A 15,483-nucleotide genomic window follows, 5' to 3' on the forward strand; every position below is an offset into this window, starting at 1 on the left:
GATGGTGTGGAACGCGTTGCATCTGGCGCTCCGGGAGGTCCGCCGCAACGTGCTGCGTTCCCTTTTAACCATGCTCGGCATCGTCATCGGAGTGGCCGCCGTCATTGTCATGGTGACCATCGGTGGCGGGGCGACGGTTCAGGTCACGGAGCAGATCGCGAGTCTCGGCACCAACCTCTTGATCGTCACCCCGGGCATGCGGGTCATGGGTCCCGGTGGAACCTCGGGCGCCGCGCCATTCCGGGTGGCCGATGCCGAGGCGATCGGCCGGGATGTCCCGTCCATTGCGGCCGTTGCCCCTGTCTCCACGCGGTCCATGACCGCGATTTTCGGCAACCAGAACTGGTCCACCCGGGTGAGCGGGACGACCAACGAATATCTCAAGGCGGGGAACTGGGCGATCGAGGCCGGACGTGAGTTCAGTGCCAGCGAACTCCGCGCCGGCACGGCGGTCTGCATTGTGGGAGCGACCGTGCGCACCCGGCTCTTCGGCGCACAGGACCCCATGGGCAGCACGATACGCCTCGAAAAGCTTGCGTGTCAGGTGATCGGTCTCTTGGGGACCAAAGGCCAAACCGCGTTCGGGATGGATCAGGACGACGTGGTGCTCATCCCGTTACGGACCTTCCAGCGGCGCATTACCGGTAACGAGGACGTCGCGATGCTACAAGTCTCGTTTCAACAAGGCGTATCGGCGGAGAAGGTTGAACGGGACATCGGGCGACTGATGCGCGAGCGGCGCCATCTTTCCGCGACACAGGAGGATGACTTCAGCGTGAGGGACTTGAGCGAGATCACCAAGATGTTGACCGGGACCACGCGGATGCTGACGGCTCTCCTCAGCGCCGTTGCCGCCGTCAGCTTACTGGTCGGCGGCATCGGCATCATGAACATCATGTTGGTCTCGGTCACCGAACGGACGCGGGAGATCGGTATCCGTCTGGCCATCGGCGCCCTGGAGCGCGAGGTGCTCCTGCAATTCCTGGTCGAGGCCATGGTGTTGTCTTCGTTGGGAGGACTCATCGGCGTCATCGTGGCTCTCGTGGCGTCGATGCAGCTGAGCAAGGTGCTCATGGTGCCGTTCGTCTTCACCCCAGGGATCATCATCCTCGCCTGCGTATTTTCCGCTGCGGTTGGCATGGTCTTCGGGTACTTTCCGGCGCAACGGGCCGCGCGCCTGAACCCCATCGACGCGCTGCGCCACGAATGAACGCGGCGCCAACGGTCGTCTTTGCCGCGCGGGCGCTCACCAAAGTGTATCGCATGGGTGAGGTCGAAGTGCACGCGCTGCGCGGGGTGGATCTCGACATCTACCAGGGCGAGTTCGTCGTGCTGTTGGGGCCTTCCGGCAGCGGCAAATCCACCCTGCTCAATATCCTCGGCGGCCTGGATACCCCCACCAGCGGGGAGGTGCGGTGGCGCGACCACGACCTGACCAGGGCGGACGAGCGCGCGATGACGACCTATCGCCGGCAGCACGTGGGGTTCGTGTTCCAGTTTTACAACCTGATTTCGAGCCTGACGGTCCGCGAAAACGTCGCCTTGGTCACGGATATCGCGGATCGTCCCATGAAACCGGACGAGGCGTTGCAATGGGTCGGGCTGGAGGAACGGCTCAACCATTTCCCCTCCCAGCTCTCGGGAGGCGAGCAGCAACGCGTGGCCATAGCCAGGGCCATTGCCAAAGGCCCGGAGGTGCTGCTCTGTGACGAGCCCACCGGCGCCTTGGACTACCAGACCGGGAAGGTGGTGTTGGAAGCCATCGCGCGCATCAACCGCGAGTTGGGAACCACCGCGGTGGTGATCACGCACAATGTGGCAATCGCCGGCATGGCGGACCGGGTGATGCATCTGGCCGACGGCCGCATCTCGGCCACGGAGAAAAATCCCCGCAAGCTCACGCCGTCGGAGTTGAGCTGGTGAAGGCCCTCAACAGGAAACTCCTGCGCGATTTATGGCACACCAGGAGCCAGGTGCTCACGATCGCGTTCGTGGTGGCCGGCGGGATGGGTGCGTTCATCGCCTCCTTCAGCACGTATGATTCGCTGCAGTGGTCCCGCCATATCTATTACGAGGCCTCGCGGTTCGGCGAGGTGTTCGCGGGGCTCAAGCGGGCGCCCGCGCCGGTTGAGGCCAGGATCGGCGAACTGCCCGGCGTGGCCGAGATGGAAACCACCGTGGTCTTCGACGTCACGCTGGATCTTCCCGGCGTGGACGAGCCGGTCATCGGGCGGATGATCGGCCTGGCGGACGGCGGGCAGCCTCGCATGAACCGGCTGGCGCTTCGACACGGTCGCTTCATCGAGCCGGGTCAGCACCGCGAGGTGCTGGTATCCGAGGGATTCGCCGCGGCCCGCAACCTCGGCCCGGGTGATCGCCTGGCGGCGATCCTCAACGGCAGCCGCGAAGAGCTGCAGATCGTCGGCGTGGTGCTGTCACCCGAATACGTGTTCGCGACCCGCGGCAGCTCGCTGCCCGACGACCGCTCGTTCGGGGTGTTGTGGATCGATCGCGAGCGGCTGGCCTCGGCGTTCGACATGGAGGGTGCGTTCAACTACGCGGTGGCGCGCTTGGCGCCGGGTGCCAGCGAGCCCGCGGTCATCGCCGGCCTCGATCGGGTGCTCGAACCCTACGGCGCGTTCGGCGCCTACGGCCGCGACGAGCAGCTCTCCAACCGCATCCTGAGCCAGGAGATCAGTCAGCAGCAGGTGTGGGGCACGTTTCTCCCGGCGATCTTCATGGCCGTGGCCGCGTTCCTGGTCAACGTGGTGCTGAGCCGCCACGTGGCCACCCAGCGCGAGTCGATCGCCGCGTTGAAGGCGCTGGGGTACTCCGACGTCAGGATCGGCGTCCACTACCTCGCGTTCGTCTCGGTGATCGTGCTGATCGGCGTGGCGCTCGGGATCGGGGTCGGCTGGTGGCTGGGCCGCGGGATGACCGGGCTGTACACCGACTTCTTCCATTTCCCGCGGCTAATTTTTCGCGTTCAACCGTGGGTCCCGCTGCTCGGCGCGGCCATCAGCTTTGTCGCCGCGGTGGGGGGCGCGCTCAACGCGGTCCGGCTGGTGGCTGCGCTGGCCCCGGCCGAAGCCATGCGGCCGCCGTCTCCCGCGCAATACCGCCGGATGTTGCTTGAACGGATCGGGATGGAGCGCTGGCTCTCTCCGGCGGCGCGGATGGTGATCCGCACGCTGGAGCGCCGGCCGTTTCGCGCCGCGTTCACCTCGTTCGGCATCGCCTGTTCCGTGGCGATCATCGTCTCCGGGACGTTCTGGCGGGACGTGGTCGAGTATATGATCGACGTCCAGTTCAACGCCGTGGAGCGCGAGGACGCGAGCGTAGTGCTGACCGATCCCCGGGAGGCGCGGGTTCGCCACGAGGTCGAGCGGCTCCCCGGGGTCTCCCAGGTGGAGGCCGTGCGGGAAGTGCCGGTGCGGCTGCGCGCCGGCCACCGGACGTATCGTACCGGGATCATCGGGCTCTCTGACGGCGCGCGGTTGCGGCGCTTGCTCGACGACAACCTGGCCGAGGTGCCGCTGCCGAGCGAAGGGCTGTTGCTCACGGATCGTCTGGCGGAGCGTCTGGGCCTCGAATCGGGCGACGTCGTGTCGGTCGAATCATTGGAAGGCGCCAGACTCAAGAGCGAGGTGGTCGTGGCCGACGTCGTGGCCGATGTGTTCGGCATGTTGGGGTACATGGAGATCAACGCGTTGAATCGCCTGATGGGCGAGGGGCCGTCGGTGACGTCGATCGCCGTGGCGGTGGACCGGGAGTCGGCGAACGAGCTCTACGGACGGCTCAAGGAGCGACCGCGGGTCGCCACCGTGAGCGTGAAGGCGTCCGCGCTCCAGACCTTCGAGGAGACCTCGGCGCGCAACATCATCTTCTTCACGGGCGTGATCACGATTTTTGCGGCGGCAATCGCGATCGGAGTGGTGTATAACAGCGCACGGATCGCGCTCGCCGAGCGCGCGTGGGAGTTGGCGAGCCTGCGCGTCCTGGGATTCACGCGGCGCGAAGTGTCGCTGTTCCTCCTCGGGGAACTGGCGATCGAACTGATCGTGGCGGTTCCGTTGGGCTTGGCGCTCGGCTACGTATTGGCCGCGACGTTGATCGAACTGATGCACGACGAGACGTTTGCCATGCCGCTGATCATCACGCCGCGGACCTACGCGTTCGCGGCGCTCGCGATTCTGATCGCCGGGATCGCGAGCGCGTTGGTCGTGCGGATGCGGGTGGACCGGCTCGACCTGGTGGCGGTGCTGAAAACGAGGGAGTGATGGCGAAACCCGTGGCGCGCATCGTGGGTGGCGTCGGTCTGCTGGCGATTCTGGTGCTGCTGGCGGTCAGTTTTCTGCCGCAGCCGGTCCCGGTCGACGTGGCGCCGGTGACGCAAGGACGGTTCGAGCAGACCGTGGACGAAGACGGCAAGACCCGGGTGCGCGAGCGCTACGTGGTCTCCGCGCCCTTGGCGGGCCGGGTGCTGCGCATCCAGCTCAAAGAAGGGGACGCGATCGCCCGCGGCGGGCTGTTGGCCGTGATGCTGCCTGCGGCTCCCGCGTTGCTGGACGTGCGCACCGAACAGGAGCTGAAAGAACGGCTGGCCGCGGCCGAAGACGAGTCGCGGAGGACCAAGGCCGTGGTCGAGCGCGCCTCCGCGGCCCTGAAGCAGGCTAGGATCGATTTCAATCGGAGCCGGGAACTCGCCAGGGAACGCTTGGTTCCTCCGGCTCAGCTCGAGCGGGACGAGCTCAACGTCACGCTGCGGAGAAAGGACCTCGAAGCCGCGGAGTTCGAGGACCGCGTGGCCGGGCACCAAGTAGAGGTGGCGCGCGCGGCGCTGCTTCAAGTCCGCAAGGGCATCGACCCCGGAGCCGCGCCGGATCGGCTGGAGATTCGTTCGCCGGTGGCCGGACGCGTCCTGCGCGTGCTGCAGGAAAGCGAGTCCGTGGTGGCGCTGGGCACGCCGCTGCTGGAGATCGCGGACCCGTCCGACCTGGAAGTCGTGGTCGACGTGCTCACCACCGACGCGGTGCAGATCACGCCCGGCATACCGGTTCGCATCGAACGCTACGGCGGCGGCCAGCCGCTCGACGGCCGCGTGCGGTTGATCGAGCCCTCCGCGTTCACCAAAATTTCGGCGTTGGGCGTGGAGGAACAGCGCGTGAACGTGGTGATCGATCTGGCTTCCGCATCCGAGCAATGGAGGACGCTTGGGGATGGATACCGCGTCGAGGCGCGGATCATCGTCCACGAAGAGCAGGACGCGGTGAAGGTTCCTGCGGGCGCGTTGTTTCGCGAGGGCGAGCGCTGGACCGTGTTCGTGCTCGACGGCGGCAAAGCCAAGAAACGCGTGGTGGAGGTGGGGCGCCGCAACGGGGTGGAAGCGACCGTGGCAAAGGGGCTGGAAGTGGCGGAGCTGGTGGTTGTGTACCCCAGCGACGCGGTCAAGGACGGGGTGAAGGTCCGGCGACGATCAGGAGAAGGTTGATGGGTCCGGGCCACGGCCACACGCACGGCGCCGCGGACTCCGCGCTGCTGACATCTCGACGCGGCATCTGGGCCGTCAAGTGGTCGATCGCCGGATTGGGCGCGACCGCGCTGGTTCAGGCCGTGGTGGTGGCGCTCACGGGAAGCGCGGCGCTGCTCGCGGATACGATCCACAACATCGGGGACGCGGCCACTGCGCTGCCCTTATGGGCCGCGTTCCGCCTGGGGACGCGGCCGCCCACCAAACGGTTCACGTACGGCTACGGACGCTTCGAGGATCTGGCCGGCGTCGCCGTCGTGGTCGTGATTCTCGCCAGCGCCGTGACCGCGGGCTACACCTCGTTCCAACGTCTGGTGCGTCCCGAACCCGTCGCGTATCTCTGGGCCGTGGCCGCGGCCGCGATCATCGGCTTTGTGGGCAACGAGGCGGTGGCCCTGTTCCGGATCAGGATCGGCAAGGAGATCGGCAGCGCCGCGCTGGTCGCGGACGGGTACCACGCCCGCATCGACGGATTGACCAGCCTGGCGGTGCTCGTGGGCGCGGTCGGGGTGTGGCTGGGTTATCCCTGGGCCGACCCGGTGATCGGCTTGCTGATCACGGCGGCAATCCTGAAAATCGTGTGGGACTCGGGCAAGTCCGTGGTGGTTCGTCTACTCGACGGCGTGGATTCCGACGTCATGGATGAGATTCGACACACCGTCGGCCACATCGAAGGAGTCCATGACGTCACGGAAGTTCGCGTGCGCTGGTTGGGCCATCGCATGCATGCCGAGGTGAACGTCGCGGTGGACCCGGATCTTTCAGTCACCAAGGGCCACGACATCGCGGTCCACGTCCAACACGATCTGCTGCACGATCTACGCTACCTGGCCAGCGCCACCATCCACATCGACCCTTGGGATACCTCAGGCGAGCACCATCATCGCGCCGCGAACCACGCGCACGACGACCTGCCTACGCATTCGCACTGAACCGCCGTCTGACGAGCGTACGTTACTGGAACCGTCGCAGCCGTGAAGTCGTCCACCTGCCACTCGACGTGCTGAAGGTTTGATCCAGCGACATCATGAGGTTTTCCGACCGCATCGATGCTGCGAACGCGGAAGTGATACGTGGTCGTCGGCGTGAGGCCGTTCAACGACTGGCGATGGCGTTGGACCAGCGTGGCGTCCATCGCGGACGATGAGCCGTAGGCCGTGGTCGTCCCGTACTCAACGACCGACGTGGCCGCTTCGTTGGTCCGCCAACCGATCTGAGCGCTGGTTGTGGTTGCGCGGACGTTGATCCTGGAGATGATCGGGGCCGTCGTGTCGGAGGAGGATGAGTCCGTCGCGGGCTCCGCAGCGAGCGTGGTGAGCGTGATATCTCCGGAGATGGCCTGGTTTCCAGCGGCGTCGCGGCTGACCACGCGGAAGTGATAGACGGTCGCGGCCGCGAGTCCGGAGAGGTTCTGGCTGTGCGCGGTGACCAGTGTGCTGTTTAGCGGAGTGGAAGAACCATACGTCGTGGTCGTCCCGTACGTTACTTGCGTAGTCGCGGCCTCATTGGTGGCCCAGGTGATGGTGGCGCTTGAGCTGGTCACGTTGGTGGCCGCGACCGCGGAGATCGTGGGGGGGGTGGTGTCGGGTGCGGGCAGCGTGGTGACCGTGAAATCCGCGGAGGTGGCGAGGTTGTCAGCGGCGTCGCGACTGAGTACGCGATAGTGGTAGAGGGTGGCCGCGGTTAAGCCGGTCAGGCTCTGGCTGTGGGCGGTAAGCAGCGTGCTATTCAGACTCGTGGTCGAGCCGTACGCGGTGGTGGTGCCGTACTGGACCTGGGTGGTGGCGGCCTCGTTGGTGGTCCACGTTACCGTGGCCCCGGTGCTCGTCACATTGGTGGCGGCGACCGAGGAGATCGTGGGCCGCGTGGTATCGGCCGCCGCAAGGGTTCGGAACGTGAAGTTGCCGGAGGTCGCGAGATTGCCGGCCGCGTCGCGGCTCAGGACGCGGAAGTTGTACGTGGTGGAAGCCGCGAGGCCGGAGAGGGCCTGGCTGTGCGTGGTCAGCAACGTGCTGTTGAGGCTCGTGGTGGAGCCGTACGCCGTGGTGGTGCCGTATTGGACCTGGGTGGTGGCGGCCTCGTTGGTGGTCCATGCAATGGTCGCGCTGCCGCTGGTCACGGTCACGGCCGCCACCGCGGAGATCGTCGGCGGAGTAGTGTCGGCCGGCGCCGGCGCGCTGGTGGTCAACGTGCGGTCGGCCGACACGGAAACATTCCCGGCCGCGTCGCGGCTCAACACCCGGTAGTGATAGAGGGTCGAGGCTTGCAGTCCGGTCAAGAGGTGCTGGTGGCTGCCGGCTAACACCGAGTTTTCTGTCGTCTGCAGACCGTAGGCCGTACTGGTGCCGTACTCGACCAGCGAGGTCGCAGGTTCGCTGGTCGTCCAGGTGATGGTGGCCGAGCTGCTGGTGATGCTTCCGGCCGCCACCGAAGAGATCACGGGCGAAACCGTGTCCGCGATGACTTTGCTGACCTCGCTGGAGAACCCGCTTTCAGCGCCGGTCCGATTGTAGGCGGTGAGCGCGAAGTAGTACGTGCCGGGACCGAGCCCGGTGACGGTATACGTGGTCGCCAACCCGACGTCGATCACAGTCGTGTACGACCTTGATGCCGTGCCGTAGTGCACGCGGTAGCCCGCAAGGTCGCTCTCCAAATTCGGAGACCATGACAAGATCGCGTCCGCGGCCCAGGCCGCGCCGCCGCAGAACAACGTGAGGATCATCGCGGTCGCGAGCATCCATGCTGCATGCCGACCAGCGCCAATGCCGGAGGTTGGTTGAGTCACATCGTGTCGCAAGATCACACTCGCCCCCATTTCCTCGTGACGACATACCTGGCAGTCCTGTCTTCATCGCGTTCGACGGTTCTGCCTCTAAAAGAGTTGGTCGTTGGTGTATCGCAAGTTCGGGGCCAGCGGCACAGAGCGTCTGTATTGGTCGCAAGACGCCGAAGGGACTGGATTCCGGTGACCTACGGTTCAGCTCCTGCCAAGAGTTGGGCACATTGCGGTCGATTCAGGAATACGCTGACGTAATCTCAATCTCAGTGCCGCAACCTGAATTGACACGCAGCCGTGATCCGCGATAGAACTCCGCATTCGCGTCGGGATGCCAAGAAACGGATCGATCGACTGCGCGGGGCGGGAATGCACTAGGGAGGACGCGACCATGGCCGCCAACGTTTCAATCACGATCAAAGCTCCCGTCACAACGGTCTGGGAGCACCTGACTCGACCCGAACTGATCAAGAAGTACTTCTTCGGCACCCAGGTTGAGACCGATTGGAAACCGGGGAGTCCGATCTATTGGCGGGGAACGTGGGAAGGAAAGACTTACGAGGACAAAGGGAAGGTCCTTGAGTTCCAGCCGCATCAGCGCCTCTCGTACCTCTACTGGAACAGCTTCTCCAGCCAACCTGATCTCCCCGAGAACTACCAGACCATCACCTGCGATCTTCGCTCCGAAAAAGGAAACACGGTCCTGACTGTCAGGCAGGATTGCGAGGATTCAAAGAAGGAGCACTGCGAGAAGAATTGGAGGATGGTGCTGGATGGTTTGAAAAAGCAGGTTGACTCGGGGCGGACCTAGCAGGCTGCTGAAAAAGCCTGCGTGGGGGTTGCTCGAAGGGGGTGGGCCCCCTTCGAGGGGTCACAGGCCCCGCTTTTCGGGGCCGTCCTAGGGCGCGAGCCCCTGGGAAAGCAGGGTGCAGAGTTTTTCAGCACCCTGCTAGGCCGCCCGTTCCCTGTCCTCGTTCCCGCCGTCCGCCAACCGCGGCGCGCACCTTCGCACCCACGTCGCAATGACCCAGGAACTGGCGGCCACGATGCTGATCACGAACATCCAGTTATAGGTCGACTTCGCGCCCTTGCCGAGAACCGGACCGAGCAACAACAGCCCGACGTTGTAGGCCAGGGCCAGGACCACGACCGTGGCGGACGGGAAGACCATCTCGCGGAACGGGCCGAGCCATTTCGAGCCATTGGATCGATCCGTTGCGATGTGACGGGCCCCGATCAAGATCGTGACCAGGGCGGCCCCATATCCCAGAAACTGCACAAGATTTGAAGCCCGAAACTTTCCGACCATGGTTTCCCGAAAGAGCGGGACGTGACCGAGAATCGCTGCGAATAAGGCCGCCAATGCGACGGCCACTCCGTATTGCATCACCCACTTTTTCGTAAGCATTCCGTTCCTCCGTTGCCTCGTTCCGTCTCTCAGCGTCAGGGTTTGGCTTGCACGTCGCTCGTCGACGGGCCCACGGGCCACGCTGATTCGGCCAGCCAGGTCGTGAGCGCGTCGGCGGCCAGGGGGCGGCTCACGTAGTAGCCTTGGGCCTCGTTGCAGCCCAGTTGCGCGAGGTGGTCCCACGTCTCGCGCGTTTCCACGCCTTCGGCGATGACCTTGAATCCCAGCGTGTGAGCCAGCTCGATGATGGAGCGCACGATGACGGCGTCGCCGGCGTTCGTCACCATGGGCCCGACGAACGAGCGGTCGATCTTGATCGACTGAACCGGCAGCCTCTTCAGATACGTCAACGACGAGTGGCCGGTGCCGAAGTCGTCCACCGACATGCGGACGCCCATCGTGTGCAGGCGCGTGAGAATTTCCAGGGCTCGTTGCGGGTCCGCCATGACCACGCTTTCGGTGATTTCCAACTCCAGGGCCTGGGGGGCGACGTCCGCGTGGTGGATGATGGCCGCCACCTGGTCCACCAGGCCGGGATCCTGCAGGCTTCGCGCGGACAGGTTCACGGCGACCGGGATGGATAGCCCCGCGTCGTGCCACGTCCGGCACTGACGGAGCGCCGTGGTCAACACCCACAACGTGAGGGGCTTGATCAGTCCCGCATGTTCCGCGAGCTGGATGAAGGTGTCCGGCGGAACGAGCCCGCGGTCGGGGTGTTGCCACCGTAACAACGCTTCCACCCCGACCGTGCGACCCGCGTGGATGTCGATCTTGGGCTGATACTGGAGGAACAACTGGTTGTTGTCGATCGCACGGCGAAGGTCGCTGATGAGGGTGAGGCGGTCCGGGTCGTAGTGGTCTCGTGCGGCGGTATAGACGAAGTATTCGTTCCCGGCTTCCTTGGCCACGTACATGGCTACGTCCGCCCGCTGCATGATCTGGTCCGCGCTGTCCCCGTGGACCGGATAGACCGCGATTCCGATACCGGCGCCCACGGCGACGGTCGCGTCCCCGAGTTCGAAGGGCTCTTGAAACACGTCGAGAACTTTCTGGGCCACCACCGCGGCTTGCTCGGCGTCCGTGCCCGGGAGGAGGACCGCGAACTCGTCTCCGCCCAGACGGGCGATCAGGTCCGACTCCCGCAGCGCGCGGCGCAGGCGCGGGCCGACTTGTTGCAGCAACAGGTCGCCGTTCCGGTGGCTCAGCGTGTCGTTGATCTCCTTGAACAGGTTGATGTCCAGCATCAGCAATGCGACCGTGGTCTGCTCGCGTTGCGCCAGTTTAACGGCCTGCTCCAGATGATCGTGCAACAGCGCGCGATTCGGCAGTTGGGTGAGCAGATCGTGGGTGGCCTGGTGCGCCACGGCGGCGGTCTGCCGCTGCAAGGACGTCGCCATCTCGTCGAAGGCCTTGGCAAGCTGCCCCAATTCGCTGTCGTCGGACGGCAACCCGGTGCGGGCGGTGAGGTCGCCGGCGCTCAACCGGCGCGTGGCCGCGACAATGGCGTTGACGCGGCGCAACAGAAACACGTCGCATCCCGCCCAGGCCGCGGCCAGTGCCAGAACCCACACCAGACCCAGCCCGGCCAGATTACGGCTCAGCGTCTTGTCGGCGTGGGCGAACGCGGTCTCTCTGGGAATGCCGATGCTGACGTAGGCGTATCCGGCTTGCGGCACCTGGGACAGCGGCGTAAAGGCCACGAGGTGTTCGACGCCGTCGGGCTGACGGGCCGTGGTCACACCTTCGCCCTGCGCCAGCACGGTTCGCAGGAATCCTTCATCGGCCACCCGTCGGCCCACCCAGCCCTCTGATTCGGGATACCGGACCAAGACCGCGCCCTGGCGGTCGATCACGGTGAGAGAGGAGCCGGTCGGCATGTTGGCCTCGGCCGCCAGGTGGTTCAGCCACTCCAAGTCCATGGCCGCGAAGACGACCGCGTGGGCCGCACCGTCGGCATCGAGCACGGGTTGACCGAAGTTGATCGTGGCTTTCCTCGTGATGTTGCCGATTTGGTAATCACCCACCGCGAATTCGCGCGTGGCCAGCGCGCGTTGAAAATAGGTTCGGTGGGCCGCGCTCAAGGGACGATTGAACGGGAGCGCGCTGCAAAAGATCATCCCCTTCGCGTCGATCACGCCCAAGTTGGCGTAAAAGGGGTAGGCGCCCAGCAGATCCGCGAACGCCGACGTACATTCTTCGCCGTGAGCGAGGCGGACCTCGGGGAGCTTTGCCAGGGCGACGAGGAGTTGGCGCGCTCCCTCGATGAAGCGCTGCTGCTGGGCGGAGGCGATCCGGGCGAACCGCAGCGCCTCGGCCTGCACGTGATCTTCCGCGGCCCCGCGCTGTTCCGACGCGGTGTAGAGAATCAGGATCAGCGCGGGTGTCACCGCGGCCAACACGAGCAGCACCACCAACGTGCGAAGACTGTTCAAGGCCCGTCGGATCATCGACTCAACTCGCCCCAACCGGTTCGTTGGACGTGTTCAACTCACTGCGGCGAGTCAAGTCTATCGGTGGAGGTGACGCTGTCAATCACCGCGTGACTTGGAACGCGACTGAACCGATTGATGTTCCAGGGAAGGAATTACTTGGTCAGCAGCTTTCGGATTTTTCGGAGCTCCTCGCGGCGCTGGATCCCAAGCTCGGGATAGCTCATTTTGAGCCCCTGGAGCGTCTCCAAGATGATGTGGGAGATGATCAGCCGCGCGTTCTTCTTGTCATCCGCGGGCACCACGTACCACGGCGCGGTCTTGGTGCTGGTGGCGCTCACGCAGGCCGAATACGCCTCCATGTAGCGGTCCCAGTACTTGCGCTCCTCGATGTCGCCCAGGCTGAATTTCCAGTGCTTCTCCGGCTCTTCGATGCGTTCGAGGAAGCGCTTTTGCTGTTCGTCCTTCGACAGGTGGAGAAAGAACTTGATGACTCGGGTGCCGTTATAGTGGAGATGGCTCTCCAGATCGACGATGGAGCGATACCGTTGCGGCCAGATCTTGGCTCCGTCATGTCCGTCATCAGGAATCCGCTGGCTCCGGAGGATCTCAGGGTGGACACGGACGATCAGCACGTCCTCGTAATAGGACCGGTTGAAGATGCCGATCCGGCCGCGCTCGGGCAGGCACCGGGTGGTGCGCCAGAGAAAATCGTGGTCCAGCTCTTCGGCGCTCGGATGTTTGAAACTGAACACCTGGCAGCCTTGGGGGTTGACGCCGGACATGACGTGTTTGATGGCGCTGTCTTTCCCCGCGGCATCCATGCCCTGAAAGATCACGAGCAGGGCGTAGTTGTCCGAGGCGTAGAGCAGGGTCTGCAACGCGCTGAGCTTCTCGACGTGGCCGGCGAGCAGTTCTCGGTAGTGTCCTTTAGAAGCGTAAACCGGCTTGACTCTGGTCGGCCACGCTTTGACGTCGACCGGTTCCCCGGGCCGCACACGGAAATTGTCGGAACGGATGGTCATGGTAGTTTACCCCGAAGGCAAATCCCCCCTTTCCCCCCTTTTTCAAAGGGGGGGGATTTATCCACGGCGGATCGCTACCCCCCCCTTTGGAGAGGGGGGGACGTACGAACATTGCGAGGATTATGTCGAAGTGGAGTGGGAAATGCCAGTCAAGCGATGCCTTATCGCTTCGCGCTCTTGGCTTTCCGATATTCCCACGGCGGGGTCGGATCGTCGTCGGCCCAGAGACCGCGTTTGGTGCGACGGGCGTTCTGCTCCAGTTGCGCGAGTTGTTTGTTCTTGGACGTTTTCCACGCGAGGCCGGCTGCGACCAATTCGCGGTTCAATGAGCGGCCGTCCGGGAGCAGGACCACGCCCAGCCGGCGGCCGTGGTCGTCCGAGCCTTGGACCCTGACCGTGACCATCTGCCCGGATGCGAGGCGCGAGGTGAAGTTTTTGGCGCGGTGGCCGAACGATTGCCGCAGCTCGGGGCAATCGATCCCGGCGAGCCGCACCTTTTCCGCATGGCCGCGCCGGACCACTGAAATGGTGTCGCCGTCGTGTATCTTGACCACGACCCCGGCAAAGGTGAATGACTTGGCAAAGCCCGGAGCAGGGAGCAGGACTGCCAAGGTCACGGCGAAGACGGAAACCCAGACTGAACGGTAAAGCGAGGTGAGGCGGCGCATTCGGGGCATGGGGTTACCCTCCTCCCGACTGGTGTGGCAGGGGAGAGTATAGCGCCTCCTGATTTACTGGAAACTGGCTCCGGCATTGGTTTCCAAACGATACTTGACGCCCTGTGATTCCGCGTCGTAGGGTACTCGCACGTTCGTACTCTGCTGCGGTCAGGGAGTCTTTCCGTATGTCGGCGCCGCTCCGAGATGCCCTGGAACGGGAGATCAAGCTCCGGGTGCAACCGGAGTTCGCGCTGCCGAACTTTCCGGGTCGGCGGCTCCCCCCGCGCGTGTTCACCTCGACCTACTACGACACCACGGCGTATCGGCTGGCGCAGAGCGGGATCACGCTGCGTTATCGACGGGAGGGACGGACGGGTGCGTGGCAAATCAAACTGCCCGTAAACGGCGCGCGACGTGAACTGGAATTCCCGGGCGGCCGCAGCGCGCCGCCCGAGTCGCTGACCGCCCTGTTGGTCGCGTACCTTCGCGGGCAGCCGTTGAAGCCCATTGCCAAGCTGAAAACCCGCCGTGTCGGTCTCCAGGTTATCGGCAGCGAGGGGCCGCTGGCCGAGGCAGCGGTTGACTCGGTCTCGGTGCTGAATGGACGAAGCACGCTGCGGCGGTTCACCGAAGTGGAGGTCGAGCAGGTCGGAGGGGACGATCAGGACCTCCGGCGAATCGAGAAGACCCTGCGCAAAGCAGGCGCGGAAAAAGGTGATCAGCGCCCCAAGGTGTTTCAGGTGCTCAACCTGGCGTGGCCAAGTGCTGGTAAACCGGTCCCGGCGCACGCTCCCTCGGTCGCTCATCTCAAGGCGCTGCTGCAGGACCAGGTCGCCCAGCTCTTGCGACACGACCCGGGAACGCGACTCGGGACGGACCAAGAAGACGTGCATCAGATGCGGGTGGCGGCGCGCCGGCTCCGTGCCGTTCTGCGCGCGGCGCGGCCCATGCTGGCTGCGGACTGGGCCGAAACTCTCCGAAGCGAACTGGCTTGGCTGGGCAACGCCTTGGGGCCGGTCCGGGACCTCGACGTGTTTTTGGGCCACCTCCGCCAGGAATGCGCGAATCTCCCCGCGGCCGAACGTCGGACCTGCTCGCGATGGCTCGACGCGTTCGCCCAGGAGCGAACCGAGCGGCACCGGGCGCTGCTGGAGGCGCTGAAGAGCGAGCGGTATCTGGCGCTCGTGGCGCAAATCGAACTGACCGCGGCCTCTCCGGTCGTGACCGACGCCGCGGTCCGACTCTCCGACATTGCCCGCGCGGGATTCGCGCAGTTGTGCCGAGCGATGCGCAGGGGGAGCCGGCCCCTGAGCGACGACCGGCTCCACCGAATTCGGATCATCGGCAAACGAGCCCGTTACGCCGCGGAACTCGCCGAGGCCACGATCGGGAAATCAACGACGCGATATATCCGGCGGCTGCGGCGGCTCCAGGATCTACTGGGCGAGCATCACGACGCGCTCGTGGCGGAACAACGCCTGCGCCAACTGCTCGCGCACACGTCGAGACCGCGGGCCGCGTTTGCGCTGGGTCGGTTGATCGAGCGACAGAGCGAGCGGCGACGCGCGATCCGAGTGAAACTCCCGAAGCGTTGGGCGAAGGTTGAACAGGCCGGTCGCGTGGTCTGGTCATGATTTCGCGACCGTGAAAACGCGG

At 64.9% G+C, this 15,483-nt stretch carries 12 protein-coding genes; 7 read left to right on the plus strand and 5 right to left on the minus strand.

What is annotated here, in order from left to right; translation table 11 throughout:
- Position 1: 1 nt before the first annotated feature.
- The 5 genes from AB1451_00365 to AB1451_00385 are packed head-to-tail and all read left to right on the plus strand — an operon-like array spanning position 2 to position 6,462.
- Positions 2-1,210: an ABC transporter permease gene (locus AB1451_00365; GenBank protein MEW6681364.1), complete on the plus strand. Its 1,209-nt coding sequence runs from the start codon at positions 2-4 to the stop codon at positions 1,208-1,210.
- Complete coding sequence (locus AB1451_00370; protein ID MEW6681365.1) at positions 1,207-1,923, plus strand: ABC transporter ATP-binding protein; 717 nt, start codon at positions 1,207-1,209, stop codon at positions 1,921-1,923. Before AB1451_00365 ends, AB1451_00370 begins: the two co-directional genes overlap by 4 nt.
- Positions 1,920-4,280 (plus strand): ABC transporter permease, encoded by a 2,361-nt coding sequence (locus AB1451_00375; protein ID MEW6681366.1) that lies wholly within the window; start codon positions 1,920-1,922, stop codon positions 4,278-4,280. Before AB1451_00370 ends, AB1451_00375 begins: the two co-directional genes overlap by 4 nt.
- Entirely contained in the window at positions 4,280-5,491 is a 1,212-nt protein-coding gene (locus AB1451_00380; protein MEW6681367.1) for an efflux RND transporter periplasmic adaptor subunit, read from the plus strand. The genes AB1451_00375 and AB1451_00380 overlap by 1 nt, the downstream gene beginning before the upstream one ends.
- Positions 5,491-6,462: a cation diffusion facilitator family transporter gene (locus tag AB1451_00385; GenBank protein ID MEW6681368.1), complete on the plus strand. Its 972-nt coding sequence runs from the start codon at positions 5,491-5,493 to the stop codon at positions 6,460-6,462. Before AB1451_00380 ends, AB1451_00385 begins: the two co-directional genes overlap by 1 nt.
- Here AB1451_00385 and AB1451_00390 read toward each other — a convergent pair.
- Positions 6,411-8,267, minus strand: coding sequence for a fibronectin type III domain-containing protein (locus tag AB1451_00390; GenBank protein MEW6681369.1), 1,857 nt, complete (start codon positions 8,265-8,267; stop codon positions 6,411-6,413). The genes AB1451_00385 and AB1451_00390 overlap by 52 nt on opposite strands.
- 430 nt (positions 8,268-8,697) lie before the next feature.
- On the opposite strand from AB1451_00390, the gene AB1451_00395 reads away from it, so the two are divergent.
- Entirely contained in the window at positions 8,698-9,117 is a 420-nt protein-coding gene (locus tag AB1451_00395) for an SRPBCC family protein (GenBank protein MEW6681370.1), read from the plus strand.
- A gap of 138 nt (positions 9,118-9,255) precedes the next feature.
- Here the strand turns inward: AB1451_00395 and AB1451_00400 are convergent, their stop codons facing one another.
- The 4 genes from AB1451_00400 to AB1451_00415 form a co-directional block, all read right to left on the minus strand.
- Entirely contained in the window at positions 9,256-9,714 is a 459-nt protein-coding gene (locus AB1451_00400) for a hypothetical protein (protein MEW6681371.1), read from the minus strand.
- Positions 9,715-9,749: 35 nt separating this feature from the next.
- A complete protein-coding gene (locus AB1451_00405) occupies positions 9,750-12,161 on the minus strand; it encodes an EAL domain-containing protein (protein ID MEW6681372.1) in 2,412 nt (803 codons plus the stop codon).
- 137 nt (positions 12,162-12,298) lie between these two features.
- Positions 12,299-13,168 (minus strand): ADP-polyphosphate phosphotransferase, encoded by an 870-nt coding sequence (locus AB1451_00410; protein MEW6681373.1) that lies wholly within the window; start codon positions 13,166-13,168, stop codon positions 12,299-12,301.
- Between the two features lie 161 nt (positions 13,169-13,329).
- Complete coding sequence (locus AB1451_00415; GenBank protein MEW6681374.1) at positions 13,330-13,845, minus strand: thermonuclease family protein; 516 nt, start codon at positions 13,843-13,845, stop codon at positions 13,330-13,332.
- Between the two features lie 167 nt (positions 13,846-14,012).
- Between AB1451_00415 and AB1451_00420 the strand changes: the two genes are divergently transcribed.
- Entirely contained in the window at positions 14,013-15,461 is a 1,449-nt protein-coding gene (locus tag AB1451_00420; GenBank protein MEW6681375.1) for a CYTH and CHAD domain-containing protein, read from the plus strand.
- Positions 15,462-15,483: the final 22 nt, after the last annotated feature.

Source organism: Nitrospirota bacterium (genome assembly GCA_040757335.1).
Lineage (GTDB): Bacteria > Nitrospirota > Nitrospiria > 2-01-FULL-66-17 > 2-01-FULL-66-17 > JBFLXB01.